At 60.9% G+C, this 17,561-nt stretch carries 17 protein-coding genes; 12 read left to right on the top strand and 5 right to left on the bottom strand.

Annotated elements, in window-relative coordinates; genetic code table 11:
* Both waaA and lpxK read left to right on the top strand, forming a co-directional pair.
* On the top strand, positions 1-1,320 hold the full coding sequence (gene waaA, locus H7H48_RS05580) for a lipid IV(A) 3-deoxy-D-manno-octulosonic acid transferase (RefSeq protein WP_229447791.1): 1,320 nt from the start codon (positions 1-3) through the stop codon (positions 1,318-1,320).
* On the top strand, positions 1,313-2,338 hold the full coding sequence (gene lpxK, locus H7H48_RS05575; protein WP_229447790.1) for a tetraacyldisaccharide 4'-kinase: 1,026 nt from the start codon (positions 1,313-1,315) through the stop codon (positions 2,336-2,338). Before waaA ends, lpxK begins: the two co-directional genes overlap by 8 nt.
* A 62-nt stretch (positions 2,339-2,400) precedes the next feature.
* Here lpxK and H7H48_RS05570 read toward each other — a convergent pair whose 3' ends face one another.
* Both H7H48_RS05570 and mutL read right to left on the bottom strand, forming a co-directional pair.
* Positions 2,401-2,631, bottom strand: a complete 231-nt coding sequence (locus H7H48_RS05570; protein ID WP_229447789.1) for a DUF2093 domain-containing protein — start codon at positions 2,629-2,631, stop codon at positions 2,401-2,403.
* 62 nt (positions 2,632-2,693) lie between these two features.
* Positions 2,694-4,550 (bottom strand): DNA mismatch repair endonuclease MutL, encoded by a 1,857-nt coding sequence (mutL, locus tag H7H48_RS05565; protein ID WP_229447788.1) that lies wholly within the window; start codon positions 4,548-4,550, stop codon positions 2,694-2,696.
* Positions 4,551-5,544: 994 nt separating this feature from the next.
* Between mutL and H7H48_RS05560 the strand changes: the two genes are divergently transcribed.
* From H7H48_RS05560 to tdh, 6 genes are all read left to right on the top strand, one after another.
* Complete coding sequence (locus H7H48_RS05560) at positions 5,545-6,198, top strand: hypothetical protein (RefSeq protein WP_229447787.1); 654 nt, start codon at positions 5,545-5,547, stop codon at positions 6,196-6,198.
* Positions 6,164-7,204 (top strand): phosphoadenosine phosphosulfate reductase family protein, encoded by a 1,041-nt coding sequence (locus tag H7H48_RS05555; protein ID WP_229447786.1) that lies wholly within the window; start codon positions 6,164-6,166, stop codon positions 7,202-7,204. The genes H7H48_RS05560 and H7H48_RS05555 overlap by 35 nt, the downstream gene beginning before the upstream one ends.
* 78 nt (positions 7,205-7,282) lie before the next feature.
* Positions 7,283-7,873 (top strand): hypothetical protein, encoded by a 591-nt coding sequence (locus H7H48_RS05550; protein WP_229447785.1) that lies wholly within the window; start codon positions 7,283-7,285, stop codon positions 7,871-7,873.
* Between the two features lie 388 nt (positions 7,874-8,261).
* Positions 8,262-9,473 carry an acyl-CoA dehydrogenase gene (locus tag H7H48_RS05545; protein ID WP_229448123.1) on the top strand — a complete coding sequence of 404 codons (1,212 nt, stop codon included), beginning with the start codon at positions 8,262-8,264 and terminating at the stop codon, positions 9,471-9,473.
* 657 nt (positions 9,474-10,130) lie between these two features.
* A complete protein-coding gene (locus H7H48_RS05540) occupies positions 10,131-11,318 on the top strand; it encodes a glycine C-acetyltransferase (RefSeq protein WP_229447784.1) in 1,188 nt (395 codons plus the stop codon).
* A 40-nt stretch (positions 11,319-11,358) separates the two neighbouring features.
* Positions 11,359-12,393 carry an L-threonine 3-dehydrogenase gene (gene tdh / locus H7H48_RS05535; protein WP_229447783.1) on the top strand — a complete coding sequence of 345 codons (1,035 nt, stop codon included), beginning with the start codon at positions 11,359-11,361 and terminating at the stop codon, positions 12,391-12,393.
* Between the two features lie 4 nt (positions 12,394-12,397).
* On the opposite strand, the gene H7H48_RS05530 is transcribed toward tdh, so the two are convergent.
* Genes H7H48_RS05530 through H7H48_RS05520 form a run of 3 tightly spaced genes read right to left on the bottom strand, consistent with a single transcriptional unit; the run spans position 12,398 to position 13,603 of the window.
* The gene (locus H7H48_RS05530) at positions 12,398-12,805 is read right to left on the bottom strand and encodes a type II toxin-antitoxin system VapC family toxin (protein ID WP_229447782.1); all 408 of its coding nucleotides are present in this window, start codon (positions 12,803-12,805) and stop codon (positions 12,398-12,400) included.
* Complete coding sequence (locus H7H48_RS05525) at positions 12,802-13,059, bottom strand: type II toxin-antitoxin system Phd/YefM family antitoxin (RefSeq protein WP_229447781.1); 258 nt, start codon at positions 13,057-13,059, stop codon at positions 12,802-12,804. Before H7H48_RS05525 ends, H7H48_RS05530 begins: the two co-directional genes overlap by 4 nt.
* 52 nt (positions 13,060-13,111) lie before the next feature.
* Positions 13,112-13,603: a MarR family winged helix-turn-helix transcriptional regulator gene (locus H7H48_RS05520; protein WP_229447780.1), complete on the bottom strand. Its 492-nt coding sequence runs from the start codon at positions 13,601-13,603 to the stop codon at positions 13,112-13,114.
* Positions 13,604-13,711: 108 nt separating this feature from the next.
* Here H7H48_RS05520 and hmgA point away from each other — a divergent pair, with 108 nt between their 5' ends.
* From hmgA to H7H48_RS05500, 4 genes are all read left to right on the top strand, one after another.
* Positions 13,712-15,025, top strand: a complete 1,314-nt coding sequence (hmgA, locus tag H7H48_RS05515) for a homogentisate 1,2-dioxygenase (protein WP_229447779.1) — start codon at positions 13,712-13,714, stop codon at positions 15,023-15,025.
* 91 nt (positions 15,026-15,116) lie between these two features.
* Positions 15,117-16,133, top strand: a complete 1,017-nt coding sequence (locus H7H48_RS05510; protein ID WP_229447778.1) for a fumarylacetoacetate hydrolase family protein — start codon at positions 15,117-15,119, stop codon at positions 16,131-16,133.
* 3 nt (positions 16,134-16,136) lie between these two features.
* Positions 16,137-16,472, top strand: a complete 336-nt coding sequence (locus H7H48_RS05505; protein WP_065816258.1) for a hypothetical protein — start codon at positions 16,137-16,139, stop codon at positions 16,470-16,472.
* A gap of 24 nt (positions 16,473-16,496) precedes the next feature.
* Positions 16,497-17,447, top strand: a complete 951-nt coding sequence (locus tag H7H48_RS05500) for an MBL fold metallo-hydrolase (protein WP_229447777.1) — start codon at positions 16,497-16,499, stop codon at positions 17,445-17,447.
* Positions 17,448-17,561: the final 114 nt, after the last annotated feature.

Raw genomic sequence — 17,561 nt, 5'->3', positions numbered from 1 at the left:
ATGAGTGAACGCTGGGCGCGCGCCATCCTCACAACCTATCGCTGGGCCGGTGCCGCAGCCTTTCCCATGGTTGGAGGCTACATTGTCTGGCGTGCCGGCAAGGGCAAGGAAGACCGTGTGCGCCGTCATGAGCGCTATGGCCGGGCAGGCCACCCGCGTCCCGATGGCCCTCTTATCTGGATGCATGCGGCCAGTGTGGGCGAAACCATGGCCGTGATCGGCCTGATCGAGCATCTTCTGGGCTACGGGATCAACATCGTTTTGACCACCGGCACGGTGACCTCGGCTCAAGTGGCCGAAGAGCGCCTTGGTGGTGACGTGATCCATCAATATGTGCCGCTCGATCTGAAACCGGCTGTCAGCCGTTTTCTCAACCACTGGCAGCCGGATCTCGCCATCATGGCCGAGTCGGAAATCTGGCCGATGACGATTCTCGAACTCGGTGCACGGCGTGTGCCGCAGGTGCTCGTCAATGGCCGGCTTTCGGACCGATCCTTCGAGCGCTGGAAAAAACGGGCCTTTCTTGCCGAGGCGCTTTTTGAGAACCTCGCCCATGTGGTGGCCCAGTCTGAAGTGGATGGAGAACGTTTCCGCACACTGGGGGCGAGACCGGTGACGGTTTCGGGCAACCTCAAGGTCGACACCCATGCGCCGCCGGTGGAGCAGGAAGCGCTCGCCACACTCGAAGAGCAGATCGGCGAACGCGAAACCTGGGCTGCCGTCTCCACCCATGAAGGCGAGGAGACGATTGCCGCCGATGTGCATACGAAACTCAAGTCCCGTCATCCCGATCTGCTGACCATCATCGTCCCCCGGCACCCCGAGCGGGCCGAGGGGCTGGAAGAGGAATTCACGGCGCGCGGCCTGAAGGTGGCGCGGCGCAGCCGTAACGATACGGTCCTGCCGGAGACGGACATTCTTCTCGGCGATACGATCGGTGAGATGGGACTTTATCTCAGACTGACCGAAGTGGCCTTTGTCGGACGCTCTCTGGCGCAATCGGGGGGGCAAAACCCGATCGAGCCGGCTCGGCTCGGTACAGCGGTGCTTTCTGGCTGCAATGTGCAGAACTTCCGCGATGCCTATCGCCGGCTGATCGACGCCGGCGGGGCGCGGCTGGTGCGCGATGGCGAGATGCTGGCCGGTGGCGTGAACTTCCTTCTCAACAATTATTCGGCGCGCCGCACCATGATCAAGGCGGGGCGCGCTGCAGTCGACGATATGTCTGGCGCGCTGAACCGCACGCTGCAGGCGCTCGACCCCTATATCCATCCGCTGATCGTCAAGAGCAGGCTTGAGGGCGGCGAGGGGCATGGCTAGCGAGGCACCTCCATTCTGGTGGGAGGCGGCAGACTGGCGGGCCTGGAGCCTTTCGCCGCTGTCAGCGCTCTATGGCCTCGTGGCCGGATACCGGATGGCCTCGGCAAAGCGGGCGAAGGTGGCTGTGCCAGTCCTGTGTGTCGGCAACTTCACCGTCGGCGGCGAGGGCAAGACGCCGGTTTCCATCGCGCTCGCAAAACAGGCGAAGAAACTCGGACGCAAGCCCGGGTTCCTCACCCGCGGGCATGGCGGCTCGATGACGGTGGCGCATCTGGTGGATGCGAAGAAGGATCTTTCGCGCCATGTCGGCGACGAGCCCCTGCTTCTGGCGCGGCATGCGCCCACACTGGTCGCCCCCGACCGCCTGACGGGCGCGCGGGAGCTGATCGGCATGGGCTGCGACTTCATCATCATGGACGATGGGTTCCAGAGCGCGCGGCTGCACATGGATTATGCGGTGATGGTGGTGGATGCGCGGCGCGGGCTGGGCAATGGCCATGTCATTCCCGGCGGGCCTTTGAGAGCACGGCTGATCGACCAGCTGCGCTATGCCGACGCCCTTCTCACAATGGGCGAAGGGAGTGCTGCCGACCATGTGGTGCGCAAGGCCTCGCGGGCGGGGCGACCGGTGTTTCAGGCCCGACTCAAGCCGCGCGGCGTGCGCGCGATCAAGGGCGGGCGGTTTCTGGCCTTTGCCGGGATCGGCAATCCGACGAAATTCTTCGACAGTGTCGCGCAAGCCGGCGGCGCGGTGGTGGAGGCGCGGAGTTTCCCCGATCACCACCCCTTTGACGATGACGATGCGCGCGACCTGATCGCGGCGGCGGAGAAGGGGGAGCTTCAGCTCATCACCACCGAGAAGGACATGGTGCGGCTGCGCGGCGGGAGCGAGGCGCTTTCTGCGCTGGCCGAACACTGCCGCGTGCTGCAGGTGGAAGCGCAGTTCGATGCGCCCGACATGCCGGTGACCATCATCGAAAGCACGATAGAGGCCTGGCGCGAGCGCATTCTGAAATAGGTGTCTCTTGTTTTTCCGCATTTGTGCGGACGTCAGGTGATGCCACCTGACTGCAAAATGCTCTATCCGCGCTTCCTGAGTTCCGGATGCATTTCCAGCTCGCGGGCGAGCGAGGTGTCGGCGTTCACATAGGCTTCCTGTCGCTCAACACTCCAGTATTTCAGATCGTCGAGCTGGATCGGCTGTTCGGTCACGGCGCAGCGCACGAAGGCGCCGGGCGTCATGACCTGAAAATCGCCATCCAGATAGCGAATGCGCGCCTCGCGGGCGCCGGGTCCTTCAAAACGGTTCATCGGTAAAACCTCTCATCGGGTTCCTTGCGCCATATTTCGAAGCAGAGGTCAAGCATCTCGCCTCACCGCCGCCCGAACAACCGTTCAATATCGGTCAGCTTCAACTCGATATAGGTCGGGCGGCCGTGATTGCACGTGCCGGAGCCGGGCGTCGCCTCCATCTGGCGGAGCAGCGCGTTCATCTCTTCCGCCCTGAGCCGCCGGCCAGAGCGCACCGAGCCATGGCAGGCCATGGTGGCGGCGATGTGGTCGATCCGCTCCTTCAGCGTGTCGGCGGTGTCGTTTTCGGCAATCTCGTCGGCGAGATCGCGCACAAGCTGCGGCACATCCACCTTGCCAAGCATGGAGGGCGTTTCGCGCACGGCGATGGCGCCGGGGCCGAACCGCTCCAGCCCCAGCCCGAACCGGGCGAGGAAGTCCGCATGGGCGGACAGCCGGTCGGCATCCTCCTCCGGCATGTCGACGATCTCCGGCAACAGCAGCATCTGCGCGGGGAGCGGACGGGCATGCAGCGCCTCTTTCAGCGCCTCATAGACAAGCCGCTCATGGGCGGCGTGCTGGTCGACGATGACGAGCGAATCCTCCGTCTGCGCGACGATGTAATTCTCATGCACCTGCGCCCGCGCGGCCCCCAGCGGGGTGCGCATCAATTCGGGTGCCGCCTCCGCTTCGCCCGCACGCGCATCGGCGGAAAGGGCCGACCCCACATCGAACGCCGCCTGGCCGGGCTCGGCAAAGCCCGGTGCCGTGCTCATCTCCAGCGGGCGGGTGGGGGAGGTGGTCGCACTCCAGCCATGCTCAGGGCGCGGCGGCGGCGTATAGCGCTGCGGTGCGGCGTGGCCCGCTGCCCGCTGCTCCGTCCTCTGGAAGGCGGCGAGCATGGCGTCGGCCCCGGAGGTGGAGGCGCGCATGCCGCTGATTTCCAGCGCATGGCGGATCGCGCCGACGATCAGCCCGCGCACCAGCCCCGGATCGCGAAAGCGCACATCGGCCTTGGCCGGGTGCACATTGACATCGACCAGCGCCGGATCGAGCGTGATGAACAGCGCCGCCACCGCATGCCGGTCGCGCGGCAGCGCATCCATATAGGCGCCGCGAATGGCCCCGGTCAGAAGCTTGTCGCGCACGGGCCGGCCATTCACATAGAAATATTGCAGCATCGCATTGCCGCGCGAAAAGGAGGGGATCGACGCATGGCCTGAAAGGGCAACGCCTTCACGTTCGGCCTCGATGGGCAGCGTGTTTTCGGCAAAGTCGCGGCCCATCACCTGCGCGATGCGGCGCAGAAGCCCCTCGCCATCGGCGGGCACGGCGGGCAGCTCCAGCGTGTTGCGGTCGGTGCCTGTCAGCGTGAAGCGCACATGGGGGAAGGCGAGCGCCATGCGCTTCACCACCTCGGTGATGGCGGCGGTTTCGGCGCGCTCGCTTTTCATGAATTTCAGCCTTGCGGGCGTGGCGAAAAAGAGGTCGCGCACCTCCACCGTCGTGCCGCGATTGGCGGCGACGGGCTTCACCGCCGAAACGCGCCCGCCCTCAACGGAAATCTCCGCCGCACTGTCGGCCCCTTCGGGCCGCGAGCGCAGCGAAAGCCGCGCCACCGAGCCGATGGAGGGCAGCGCCTCGCCACGAAAGCCGAGCGAGCGAATGTCGTGAATGTCGTCGGTGAGTTTCGACGTGCAATGGCGCGAGACGGCGAGCGGCAGCTCTTCCGGCGGCATGCCGCCGCCATTGTCGGTGACGCGGATCAGCGAAAGCCCGCCGCCGGCTGTCGCCACCTCGATGCGTGTCGCGCCCGCATCGAGCGCGTTTTCCACCAGCTCCTTCACCACACTCGCCGGCCGCTCGATCACCTCGCCAGCGGCGATCTGGTTGATCACGGTATCGGTGAGCTGGCGGATGGTGCGGGGGGCTGTGGTCATGGCCGCGATTTTAAGGGGATTCGGGGGTGGGGAGAAGGGTGGGGCGGTGATGAAGGCCGCCTTCTCCCCACCTGTGGGGAGAAGGTGCCGGTAGGCGGATGAGGGGCGAGCGCTGGTGCGTTTCCTTCAATCGCCGCATCACCGTGCCTTCACCCTCATCCTGAGCTTGTCGAAGGGCGGGGGTGAAGGCATGCAGCACGTTTGCCGCTGCCGCACTTCATGCCGCCCTCGCCCTTCGACAAGCTCAGGATGAGGGCTGTGTCGGCGTTCACCCTCCCCACGCCCCGTCATCCCGGGCGTGACCCGGGACCCATTGAGAAGCGGGGCCGGGTGCCGCAGAGGGCGCAAGCGCTGGCGCGGGAGCGAGACCCGGGCCGCGCCCTGCATGCTCTTCCAATGGGTCCCGGATAGCCTGCGGCTTCCGGGATGACGGGGGTGGAGATGCGGGCAGGGTCGGCTTTCCATGGGGGCACACCTCCGCTCCCGCGCGGCTTCGCCGCCGGGGTTTGAACAGTTTCGGGAAGACGGGCGGCCAAAGCGTCGCGCGTCTTAAGTAGTTATGCGACCCTCGGGCCGCCCGTCCGGCCGCTGTCCCGACTGTTGGCCGATCACTCGGGCGGGGTGCGCCCTAGCGGCTTCTCCGCAACCGGTCTTGCAACCGGCCGCCGGCCTTTCGCGGGCCCTCACAAGCCTTGAGCCACCGATGCCCAAGGGGGAGGCTGCCGCCGCCCTTCCTGATCCCCGGCTCCGGACCCGGTTCCCGACAAGGGCGATGGGGGGGATTATAGGTGAGGTTTTGGGGGCGGGGATAAAATTGGGCTAAACGAGTGGTGAATGGGGATAGCGCGAGCCCAGCACCAAGATAGATAACCGAAGCAACAATCTGCACTATCGTGCGGTACCAGATATTGCCTAGCTTGGTTGCCAATGATTGAATAGCTTATTAATCGCAGGCTTTGGGGAACTGAACAAATAGCTCGGGGCGGGAAATGGGATGTCCCATGGGACACTTAAATGGCTCAGGCTTGTTACGCCTGGCATCATTATTCTGATCCTCAATGGACTACTTGGATGCGCTACTGGGCTTTGGGGATTCTACTGGCCCGAAAACGCCCAGGAGGCCGCGGGAGGGGTCAATATTCTACTTATAGGCGCGGTCTATTATATTCTTCCGTTCCGCCGGTGGTCAAATCGTCATTATTTCAAAAAAGTTACCGAAGCGCTTCGCAAACGTCTGATAGAAATTGCAGGGGAGAATGACGATCCCGACATTTATTCATGGAAGAAAATTCGTGGTATCTTCTTTTCACTGGTTGATGGTGATCAAAGTTTGAAAGTAAAGTCGTCTCAAGCATACTTTAATGGATATATATGGACATCTCTTGCGGATTTACGCGTCCTAGCTGGTTTGATGGTATTACCAAGCTTGGGCTGCGGCTTTGTTGGGCTTAGTGGAGGGTGGTATGCTGCAATCCTATTTGCCAGCATATCGCTTATAACTCTTCCCTGTTCTTCTAGTGTCACAAAGTATCATCAATCAATCGGTGAGCAGCAGATCGAAATAATTGAGCACAATCATCTCGACACGCTTCGGGACAAGCTGCGGGGTGTCTATGAGCGATCCGCTCCAAGCAATAGCCGCGACTAGGACAGCACTTGAGGACAATGCGTCCGCTCGGTGGATCATTGGCTTCTCAGGGGGCAAGGACTCTACTGCGGCACTTAAAATCTTCACTGCAGCGTTTCAAAAGGCGAGGCCGAGACCAAGTTTCGTCGACATCGTATACTGCGACACCGGTGTGGAAAATGTCGTACTCGATCAATACGTTAGATCACTTTTCCGCAGTTTAAAAAAAGAATTCCGTGAAGAAGGACTTCCGTTCAGAGTAAATATTCTAACAGCACCGGTAAGTGACCGGTTTTTTGTCAAGGTAATAGGCCGAGGTTACCCACCACCTACCAACAGTTTTAGGTGGTGTACAAAAAATCTGCGGATTAAACCCGTTGCAAAATTCATCGGGAAAGCAGCTGCGGAAGATGCCATCGTCGTTCTTGGCATGCGTCGGTCGGAAAGTGCTCAGCGCGACCGATCAATCAAGAAATCTGGTGGCAGCATGTGGCAGCTCCAGCGCGAGGGGAAGCACGCATATCGCTTGTTTCTTCCGATCATCGATCTCGACCTCGGGAACGTCTGGGACGCTGTCTTTATGCTTGGGAGGCCCATCAGCATCGACCACAGAAAATTGGAAGCTATCTATAGAGGTGCTTCGGGGGAATGCCCGATGATAAAAGCACCGGATGCTCCGCCCTGCGCTTCGGGAAGGTTCGGCTGTTGGACTTGCACCGTCGTTCGGCGGGACCGGTCCGCCGAAGCACTAATTGAAGCTGGTGAAACTAGTCTCAAACCTTATCTAGACTTTCGCAACTGGCTCGCCGAGGTTCGCAATAAACCTGATTGGCGGTGGCCGTTCCGGCGGAACGGTGTTTTGCGACCGGGGCCTTTCACCCTTAATGCCCGCAATCGCATTCTTGGGGAACTTACCCTCTTGGAAGCCAAGACCGGCGGAAGGCTTCTCGGCGCGCTTGAACGGAAAGAAATCTTTCGTCTGTGGGACCTCGACGTTCCAATAGAACGTGAGAATGGGTTGCGTTGACGTTACTAGGGCGCAACCCTGTCGATCCACAAATGTGGATGATAGATTAGCGTCTGTTGGAGATTAGGGATTCGATGTGTGAACGGGCCGGCTAGTCGGAAAAGGAATTTCACCCAAGAACAGAAGCTTGCATTCGTCGATGCGGCGAATCCACATCAATGGTTCTATACTGCTGAGAACTTGCATAATCAGGCATATGCCCTCTGGAGCAATCGCGGGCGGAGCCAAACCACACTGTCTCAATCGGGGCGTGCATCAGTCACTTGGGATGATACCAACCGGGGTACTTTTTTGTTGGCCGCTTTCGCTATGGAGAACATGCTTAAGGCATTTCTTGTATACGAAAATCCATCTTCAATCTCAGATGGCTATCTCAAGGAGATCACCACTCACGACCTGTGGAGGCTGGCCAATCGCTCGTCCTTGATACCTTACAAGGATCGTGATCGATGGGTGTTTGAGGCGCTTTCGCTGGGCAACGAGAGTTGGGCACGCTACCCGTGCGGCCGCAACGCCGATGATATTCAGCCGGAAGGCCAATTCACAAAGAAGCTCTGGGAAAAATATTGCGCGATGATGAGAGCGTACGCGAACAAGATAAAAAAGCTGCTTTCGAAAGGTTGGGACGGGCCCTACGGTTATTACGGACGTTGGATATTTACTGATTGATGCCGCGCTGCAAATAGCAGTAGCGATGTTTCAAACTCTCCCACCCTCTAATCGAACGCGTATTCAGGTTCTGTTCAGGGTTGATTGTTTCTCCATCTCAATCTCACAGCGGCATCTGGAGGTTGCTTCGTATCTTCGGAGTGATCGGTTCGCCCCCCATCCATCCCCTCCCGTCACAATCCCCTTCCAAAAAATCATTTTAAGCTTGAAGCAATTTGACATAGGATGCTGTATGCTCCGCTCAGGCGTCAGGAGTGCAAGCGCCCTTGCGGCGCGCAAGGCACCCTCTGGCGAATGGTTTTTCCGCATTTGCGCGGAGGTCAGGTGAGACCATCTGGCTGCAGACGGCTCGAAAGAGCGCAACCGCATCAGGAAGGCATGAATGAACATGGAAGCACAGAAATCCGCGGCGAAATCGTCCAGATCGACCTTCGTGTGGGACGATCCCTTCCTCATGGAAGAGCAGCTCACCGATGAAGAGCGCATGATCCGCGATGCGGCCGCCGCCTTCGCCGCAGACAAGCTCGCCCCCCGCATCGAGCATGCATATATGAACGAGGAAACCGACCCGGACATCTTCCGCGAGATGGGCGCGGCGGGGCTTCTGGGCGTGACGGTGCCGGAGGAATATGGCGGCGTGGGGGCCGGCTATGTGTCCTACGGGCTGGTGGCGCGCGAGGTGGAGCGCATCGATTCGGGCTATCGCTCCATGATGAGCGTGCAGTCCTCGCTGGTGATGTACCCGATCCATGCCTATGGCTCGGAAGAACAGCGCAGGAAATATCTGCCGAAACTGGCATCGGGCGAGTGGATCGGCTGTTTCGGCCTGACCGAGCCGGATGCGGGCTCCGATCCCGGCGGCATGAAGACGCGCGCCGACAAGATCGATGGCGGCTACAGGCTGACGGGCTCGAAAATGTGGATCTCCAATTCGCCGATTGCCGATGTGTTCGTGGTGTGGGCGAAATCGGCGGCCCATGGCGGCAAGATCCGTGGTTTCGTGCTGGAAAAGGGCATGAAGGGGCTTTCCGCGCCAAAAATCGGCGGCAAGCTTTCGCTGCGTGCGTCGATCACCGGCGAGATCGTGATGGACGGCGTGGAAGTGGGCGAGGATGCGCTTTTGCCCAATGCGGAAGGGCTTGGCGGGCCGTTCGGCTGTTTGAACCGCGCGCGCTATGGCATTTCCTGGGGCGCGATGGGCGCGGCGGAAGATTGCTGGCACCGGGCGCGGCAATATGGGCTCGACCGCAAGCAGTTCGACAGGCCGCTGGCACAGACGCAGCTTTTCCAGAAGAAGCTCGCCGACATGCAGACGGAAATCGCGCTTGGGCTTCAGGGGAGCCTGCGGGTTGGCCGGCTGTTTGACGAGGGCAAGATGGCGCCGGAGATGATCTCGGTCGTCAAGCGCAACAATTGCGGCAAGGCGCTGGAGATCGCGCGCATGGCGCGTGACATGCATGGCGGCAACGGCATCCAGATCGAATATCATGTGATGCGCCATGCGCAGAACCTGGAAACGGTGAACACCTATGAGGGCACGCATGACGTTCACGCGCTGATCCTCGGCCGCGCGCAGACGGGGCTGCAGGCGTTTTTCTGATCGGGTGACGCGCGTATCGCGCTGGGATTGAGAAGGGGCGGGTGCTGCGGCGCCTGCCTCTTTTTTGGTTGACCATCTCCACGTCATCCCGGAAGCCGGAGGCTATCCGGGACCCATTGGCAGAATGTGGCAGGGCGCGGCCGGGTTTTCGTTACGGCATCAACCTGTGAGCCTTCTGCGGCACGCGGCCGTGCTTCTCAATGGGTCCCGGGTCTGGCCCGGGATGACGTGGGGTGGAGAAGCTGGGCTCTTTGTTTGAGTTTGGGTCCGGCGTGGATGCCTCCCTCTCCCCGCGCGCGGGGAGAGGGTAAGGGTGAGGGGCGGGTGCTGCGGTGCCTGTCCCTTTTTTGGTTGAGGGTGGCGTGGGAGGTGGGGGGAGCCGGCGCAGCCCTCATCCTGAGCTTGTCGAAGGGCGGGGGTGAAGGCACGGGAACGTCGCGCGCGGCCCGGTTCTCGCTTCGACATCAAGCCGTGAGCCTTCTGCGGCACGCGGCCGTGCTTCTCAATGGGTCCCGGCTCTCGCTCCGCTCGGCCGGGATGACGTGGAAGGGCTTTGAGGTGTGGCGGACAGAGTTTGCAGAAAAGTCAGTGGTCGAAAGCGGCATCACTCTGTAGTAGAGGAGGGAAAGCCTGTCTTCACTCGACCGCGAGGTGTTCATGACCGCGTCCTTTCTTTCCCATCTGCGCTTGGAACTCGATGGCCTGAAGGAGGCGGGGCTTTACAAATCCGAGCGGGTCATCACCTCCATGCAGTCGGCCGAGATCGAGAGCGGCGGGCGGACGGTTTTGAATTTCTGCGCCAACAATTATCTGGGCCTTGCCGACAATGAGGAATTGCGCGAGGCGGCGAAGGCCGCGCTCGACCGCTATGGCTATGGCATGGCCTCGGTGCGCTTCATCTGCGGTACGCAGGAAGAGCATAAAGCGCTCGAAGCGAAGATTTCCGGCTTTTTGGGCTATGAGGACACGATCCTCTATTCCTCGTGCTTCGATGCCAATGCGGGGCTTTTCGAGACGCTGTTGGGGCCGGAAGACGCGATCATTTCCGATGCGCTCAATCATGCGTCGATCATCGATGGCGTCAGGCTGTGCAAGGCCGAGCGGCATCGCTATGCCAACAACGACATGGGCGAGTTGGAGGAATGTCTGAAACGGGCCGAGGGCGCGCGCTTCAGGCTGATTGCCACCGATGGCGTTTTTTCCATGGATGGCATCATCGCCAACCTTCAGGGCATTTGTGATCTCGCGGAAAAATACGATGCGATGGTGATGGTGGACGATAGCCATGCGGTCGGTTTCGTGGGCGAGAACGGGCGCGGCACGCCGGAGCATTGCGGCGTGGAAGGCCGGGTCGACATTATGACGGGCACGCTCGGCAAGGCGCTGGGCGGGGCGTCTGGCGGCTATACCTGTGCGAAGGCGGAGGTGGTGGACTGGCTGCGCCAGCGCTCGCGGCCCTATCTCTTTTCCAACACGCTGGCCCCGGTCATCGCGGCGGCTTCGCTAAAAGTGTTCGACATGGTGGCGGGCGGCGGGGCCTTGCGCAAAAGGCTTTACGACAATGCGGCACGCTTTCGCGCGGGCATGGAGAAAAACGGGTTTAAGCTTGCGGGCGCAGATCACCCGATCATTCCGGTGATGCTGGGCGATGCGGCCCTTGCCGAAAAGATGGCGGCGCGGCTTCTTGAAGAGGGCATCTATGTGATTGGCTTCTCCTTCCCCGTGGTGCCCAAGGGGGCTGCGCGCATCCGCACGCAGATGTCGGCGGCGCATTCGGTCGAGGATATCGATCGCGCGGTGGAGGCGTTCGCGAAAGTGGGGCGTGAGCTTGGGGTGATCGCGTAGGGCGCGGATCGCAGATTTCGTTTTGGAAGGATAATCGACCATGTCCAACATGATGAAGGCGCTCGTGAAATCCAGACCCGAGGAAGGGCTCTGGATGGAGCGCGTGCCGGTGCCCGAGGTGGGACCGAACGATGTGCTCATCAAGGTCAGGAAAACCGCGATCTGCGGCACGGATGTGCACATCTGGAACTGGGATGAGTGGGCGCAAAACACCGTGCCGGTGCCGCTGGTGACGGGGCATGAATTCGTCGGCGAGGTGACGGAGGTCGGCTCGGCGGTGACGGAGTATAAGCCCGGCCAGCGCGTTTCGGGCGAGGGCCACATTGTGTGTGGCCATTGCCGCAACTGCCGGGCAGGCCGCGGGCATCTGTGCCACAACACTTTGGGCGTGGGTGTTCACCGCGCGGGTGCCTTTGCCGAATTCATCGCTCTGCCGCAGCACAATGTGGTGCCGATCCCCGACAACATTCCAGACGAGATCGCGGCGATCTTCGATCCGCTGGGCAATGCCGTTCACACCGCGTTGTCCTTCGATCTCGTGGGCGAGGATGTGCTGGTGACGGGGGCGGGGCCGATCGGCATCATGGGCGCGCTGGTTGCGCAGGCCGTGGGCGCGCGCAAGGTGGTGATCACCGACATCAATCCCGGCCGGCTGGAGCTTGCCAAGAAGCTTGGCGTGCAGCACACGGTGAACGCGGCAGACGAAACTCTGCCGGAAGTGATGCGCCAGCTCGGCATGACCGAGGGGTTCGATGTGGGGCTTGAAATGTCGGGCGCGGCACCCGCCTTCCGCGACATGATCGACGCGATGAACAATGGCGGCAAGATCGCCATTCTGGGCATCGCGCCGGCGGGTTTCGAGATCGACTGGAACAAGGTCATTTTCAAGATGCTGCACCTGAAGGGCATCTATGGGCGCGAGATGTTCGAGACCTGGTACAAGATGATCGCGCTGGTGCAGACGCGGCTCGATGTGCGCGATCTCATCACGCACCGCATCAAGGCGGATGATTTCCGCGACGGTTTCGACGCCATGCGCTCCGGCAAGGCCGGCAAGGTGGTGATGAGCTGGTAGCCGCTTACGAGGCGAACAGGGGGATCGTTTCGGCGACCGCTGCTTGTGCCAGCCTGCGGTCGAGCGTCGCCAGCGGCACGGCGTGGCGTTGTGCAATCTCCAGATAGGAGGCGTCATAGACCGTCAGTCCGTGCGCGCGGCTGAGGCGTAGCATTGCCTCAGGGTCGATGTCGTCATCGACGAGGATGGGGTGGTCGAAAAGCGCATCGAGGATGGTCTGTGTGATGGCCGGCGTGTGCCGTTTTCGACGCTCGCACATGACAAGCAGGTTGCATATCTCGAACCACCAGATCGGCGGCACGATGGCCTGCGAGGTGAGAAGACTTTCCTGCACGGCCAGGGCCAGGTCATGATCCTCGTCGGGCAGAAGCCAGGCGGCAGTAATTGACGCATCGAGCACGAACCGCGTCAATAGCGGTGACCCTCATGTTTCCATGCAAGCATGTCGTCTAGTGAGGTTCCGGTTTTGGGAAGGGTGTCGCGCAGGGAGCGCAGCTTCCGGACCGCATTGTCAGCGCGTGTTTGCGCAGCCGTCTCGATCTGATCGGGGACAATGCGCGCCACGGTCTTGCCGTGACGTGTGATGAGTATGGTCTCGCCCCGCTCCACATCACCAAGAAGGGCCGCGAACCGCGATTTTGCTTCTGTTGCAGTCAGTGTTTTCATCACGATGGTCATTTTGACTGGTCAATTTGACCATAAATATGGGATGCGAGCGCTACTCCGTCAAGGTCGTGCGTTCCAGTGCTTCAAGGCCTTCAAGCAGGGCTGCGCGCTCTTTGGGCTTCATGCGGTCAAGCAGCTTCGTTTCGAAGGACCGGGCCACGGGCACCATGTCTTCATAGGCTTTCTGGCCGGTCTTGCTGAGTGTCAGTCGTTCGACGCGTCGGTCCTGCGGATCGGGCGTGCGCACAAGCCAGCGGCGTGTCTCCAGCGAGGCGACGGCGCGGCTCACCTTGGTTTTGTGCATGGAGGAATGCGCGCCGATCTCGGTTGCCGTCATCGTGCCGAACTGACCGATGGTGGCGAGCGTGCGCCATTCTGGCCGCGTCAGACCCAGGCGCGCACGATAGGCCTGCGAGAAATCGCGGCTGATCGCATCGGTGAGACGGGTCAGGCGATAGGGCAGGAAGTTCTCAAGGGCAAGCGTCGTCGATTGAGACTTCGAAGGTTGAGACTTCGAAGATTGAGACTGGGAAGATTGAGACATGGGAGACTGTGATCCTTCGCGGTTTCCTCTCCGATTCCATTGATAGTTACATTCGCCATGGTTACGATTGCAACCAATTCCTGAATTCCCTCTTGCATGGAGGATCGTATGACCGTGCAGTATATGCCGGGTTTCGGCAATGATTTCGAGACGGAGAGCCTGCCGGGCGCGCTGCCGCAGGGGCAGAATTCGCCGCAGAGGCCAGCCTATGGGCTTTATGCAGAGCAGCTTTCTGGGTCTCCTTTCACGGCTCCACGCGGAACGAATGAACGCTCCTGGCTCTATCGTATTCGTCCGAGTGTGAAACATACGGGGCGCTTCAAGGCCGTGCGTTTCGATGAATGGAAATCTGCGCCCAATGTGAACGACCACCAACTGGCGCTTGGTCAATTGCGCTGGGACCCGACACCCATCCCCAATCAGGAAACCGACTTCCTTTCCGGTGTGCGCACCATGACGACGGCGGGCGATGTGCAGGGGCAGGTGGGCATGGCAGCCCATATCTATGCCTTCAACATTTCGATGGTGGACGAGTATTTCTTCAATGCCGATGGCGAGCTGATGCTGGTGCCGCAGGAGGGCGGTGTGCGGCTGAAGACCGAGATGGGCATCATCGAGATCGAGCCCGGCGAAATCGCCGTCATGCCGCGCGGCATGATCTTTCAGGTCGAGCTGATGGACCGGCCGGCGCGCGGCTATATGTGTGAAAATTACGGCGCCAAGTTCACTCTGCCGGATCGTGGGCCAATCGGCGCGAACTGCCTCGCCAACCCGCGCGATTTCAAGACGCCGGTCGCCTGGTATGAGGAAAAGGAAAAGCCCTGCCGGCTGTTCGTGAAATGGTGCGGCCAGTTCCATGTGACCGAGATCGATCATTCGCCGCTGGACGTGGTGGCCTGGCACGGCAATTACGCGCCCTATAAGTATGATCTTTCTACCTTCTCACCGGTCGGTGCGATCCTGTTCGACCATCCCGATCCATCGATTTTCACCGTGCTGACGGCCCCCTCGGGCGAAGAGGGAACGGCCAATATCGACTTCGTGATCTTCCCGCCGCGCTGGATGGTGGCCGAACACACATTCCGCCCGCCCTGGTATCACCGCAACATCATGAGCGAGTTCATGGGGCTGATAAAAGGCCAGTATGACGCCAAGGAAGAGGGCTTTGTGCCGGGCGGCGCCTCACTGCACAACATGATGCTTCCGCACGGGCCGGACGCCTTCGGCTTCGAGAAGGCGAGCCAGGCGGATCTGAAGCCGGTCAAGCTGGAAGAGACCATGGCCTTCATGTTCGAGACACGCTTTCCCCAGCATCTGACGCGCTACGCCGCTGAAACGGACACGCTGCAGGAGAACTACATCGACTGCTGGAAGGATCTGAAGAAGCGTTTCAACGGCACGCCGGAAGGCGACTGGTCCTGATCGACCGGAGCGGCCACAAAAGATATGATCGGCGCCGGTTCGCTGGACCTGCGCCGATTGCGCGTCTCCCCCAACGCATAAAGGACACTGCATGAAACTCGCCACGCTCAAGAACGGAACGCGCGACGGGAGGCTGGTTGTCGTCTCCCGTGATCTGACACGCTGCACGGACGCATCCTTCCTTGCGCCGACGCTGCAGGCGGCACTGGACGACTGGGCGCGCATCGCGCCGCATCTGGCAGCCCTTTCCGAAAGCCTGGAGCACGGCTCGGTGCCTGCCGAACGCTTTCACGAGCATGATGCGCATTCGCCATTGCCGCGCGCCTATCAGTGGGCGGACGGCTCGGCCTACGTCAATCACGTGGAGCTGGTACGCAAGGCGCGTGGGGCGGAGATGCCTTCGAGTTTCTGGGAAGATCCGCTGATGTATCAGGGCGGGTCGGATGCTTTTCTGGCACCACGCGACCCCATTCGCATGGCTGACGAGGCCTGGGGCATCGACATGGAAGGCGAAGTGGCGGTCATCGTCGACGACGTGCCGATGGGCGCGACAAAGGAACAGGCGCGGGATGCGATCCGACTGGTGATGCTGGTGAACGACGTATCGCTGCGCGGGCTGATTCCGGCGGAGCTCGGCAAGGGCTTCGGCTTCTTCCAGTCGAAGCCGTCTTCGGCCTTCTCGCCGGTTGCGGTAACGCCTGATGAACTCGGCGATGCATGGGATGGCGGCAAGGTCTCGCTGCCGCTCTGTGTGGATTATAACGGTAAACCCTTTGGCAGGGCCGATGCGGGCATCGACATGACCTTCGATTTTCCGACGCTGATTGCCCATGCCGCCAAGACCCGCCCGCTCTGCGCCGGCGCGATCATCGGTTCGGGCACGGTTTCAAACAAGCTCGATGGGGGCCCGGGCAAACCGGTCGAGGAAGGTGGTGTCGGTTATTCCTGTATTGCCGAAATCCGCATGATCGAGACGATAACACACGGTAAACCGAAGACGCCTTTCTTGCGCTTTGGGGATACGGTGCGTATCGAGATGAAAGACAGTGGGGGCCATTCCATCTTCGGTGCGATCGAACAACGCGTCGAGGAATATCAGGAGCCCTAAAGAATGGCACTGACCCCTCTCAAGCGCACGGCGCTTATTTTCGCGGTATTCAATCTTGTCGGGATTTCCATCCTGGCGTGGTTGTTAAAGTCAGTTTTTGATGCGCTTTACACCACCGCGCCTCAATGGCTGGGCATCACGTTGTCCTTCATCTTCGTGATAACCGTCATCGGCGTGAATGTATGGCTCTCGAGGCGGGCATACCGGATCGACAGTGGTTCGATACTGACCCGCCTGATGATCGCCTGGACGCTGATTTCGGCGGTGTCCGCAGTCTTGTTCAGTGCGCTTGATCCCTGGAACATCCTGAAGTCCCTGGCAGTCGTCGTCGGGGCATAGTGTAGTCAATGAGAAAGGCGCGTTATGGCCAAAGAGTTCGCATCCGCAGGTGACCTGACAGAAAAAACCATTTCGTTTGACGAGATCGGAAGGGATTTATGGGCTTTCACGGCCGAGGGTGATCCCAATTCTGGCATCATCATCGGCGATGAGTCGGTGATGGTCATCGAGGCACAGGCGACACCGAGGCTGGCCGAGAAGGTGATCGAGAAGGTGCGCTCTGTCACCGACAAGCCGATCAGCCATCTGGTGCTGACGCATTACCATGCCGTGCGTGTGCTGGGTGCTTCTGCCTACAAGGCGCCGACCGTGATCATGAGCGACAAGGCCCGTTCCATGGTGGTGGAGCGGGGCCAGGAAGACTGGGATTCAGAATTCGTGCGCTTCCCGCGTCTCTTTCAGGGCCATGAATCGATCCCCGGCCTGACCTGGCCGACGACCACGTTTTCCAGTTCCATGACGGTGTATCTGGGCAAGCGCCGGGTGGACTTGATGTTCCTTGGTCGGGCGCATACGGCTGGCGACATCGTGGCGTTCGTGCCCGATGCCAATGTGATGTTCACCGGAGACATCGTGGAGCATCATTCGGCCTGCTATTGCGGCGACGGGCATTTTCACGACTGGCCGACGACGCTGGAGGAAATCCGCGCCTTCGATCTCGATGCCATTGCGCCGGGGCGCGGGGGCGCGCTGGTGGGGCAGGGCATGGTCAATGAGGCACTGGATCTGACCAGCGATTTTGTGATGTCCACCTATCAGCCGGTGGCGCGCGTGGCGCAGGGCGGCGGCACGCTGAAGGAAGCGTGGGACGCCTGCCGTGCGGTGTGCGATCCGAAATTCTCCGACTATGCGATTTACGAACATTGCCTGCCCTTCAATGTGGCGAGGGCCTATGACGAGGCGCTCGGCATCGACACGCCGCGCATCTGGACGGCAGAGCGCGACCGGCAGATGTGGGAGGCATTGCAGGGGTAACGTGATGAAGCGGGCTGGCGCGACGTTTGAAGGACGCGCCTCTCGCGATCCCGGCTTCCTTCTCCCCGCTCGCGGGGAGAAGGTCCCGGCAGGGGGATGAGGGGCTGGCTGCGA

It is taken from the genome of Nitratireductor sp. B36, assembly GCF_020833685.1.
Classification (GTDB): Bacteria; Pseudomonadota; Alphaproteobacteria; order Rhizobiales; family Rhizobiaceae; genus Nitratireductor.
This window is presented reverse-complemented; position numbering and strand designations above follow the sequence as displayed.

Excerpts from the sequence above, each read along its gene's own strand:
- waaA (WP_229447791.1), top strand. The coding sequence starts at position 1 with ATGAGTGAACGCTGGGCGCGCGCCATCCTCACAACCTATCGCTGGGCC.
- lpxK (WP_229447790.1), top strand. The coding sequence starts at position 1,313 with ATGGCTAGCGAGGCACCTCCATTCTGGTGGGAGGCGGCAGACTGGCGG.
- H7H48_RS05570 (WP_229447789.1), bottom strand. The coding sequence starts at position 2,631 with ATGAACCGTTTTGAAGGACCCGGCGCCCGCGAGGCGCGCATTCGCTAT.
- mutL (WP_229447788.1), bottom strand. The coding sequence starts at position 4,550 with ATGACCACAGCCCCCCGCACCATCCGCCAGCTCACCGATACCGTGATC.
- H7H48_RS05560 (WP_229447787.1), top strand. The coding sequence starts at position 5,545 with ATGTCCCATGGGACACTTAAATGGCTCAGGCTTGTTACGCCTGGCATC.
- H7H48_RS05555 (WP_229447786.1), top strand. The coding sequence starts at position 6,164 with ATGAGCGATCCGCTCCAAGCAATAGCCGCGACTAGGACAGCACTTGAG.
- H7H48_RS05545 (WP_229448123.1), top strand. The coding sequence starts at position 8,262 with ATGGAAGCACAGAAATCCGCGGCGAAATCGTCCAGATCGACCTTCGTG.
- H7H48_RS05540 (WP_229447784.1), top strand. The coding sequence starts at position 10,131 with ATGACCGCGTCCTTTCTTTCCCATCTGCGCTTGGAACTCGATGGCCTG.
- tdh (WP_229447783.1), top strand. The coding sequence starts at position 11,359 with ATGTCCAACATGATGAAGGCGCTCGTGAAATCCAGACCCGAGGAAGGG.
- H7H48_RS05525 (WP_229447781.1), bottom strand. The coding sequence starts at position 13,059 with ATGAAAACACTGACTGCAACAGAAGCAAAATCGCGGTTCGCGGCCCTT.
- H7H48_RS05520 (WP_229447780.1), bottom strand. The coding sequence starts at position 13,603 with ATGTCTCAATCTTCCCAGTCTCAATCTTCGAAGTCTCAACCTTCGAAG.
- hmgA (WP_229447779.1), top strand. The coding sequence starts at position 13,712 with ATGACCGTGCAGTATATGCCGGGTTTCGGCAATGATTTCGAGACGGAG.
- H7H48_RS05510 (WP_229447778.1), top strand. The coding sequence starts at position 15,117 with ATGAAACTCGCCACGCTCAAGAACGGAACGCGCGACGGGAGGCTGGTT.
- H7H48_RS05505 (WP_065816258.1), top strand. The coding sequence starts at position 16,137 with ATGGCACTGACCCCTCTCAAGCGCACGGCGCTTATTTTCGCGGTATTC.
- H7H48_RS05500 (WP_229447777.1), top strand. The coding sequence starts at position 16,497 with ATGGCCAAAGAGTTCGCATCCGCAGGTGACCTGACAGAAAAAACCATT.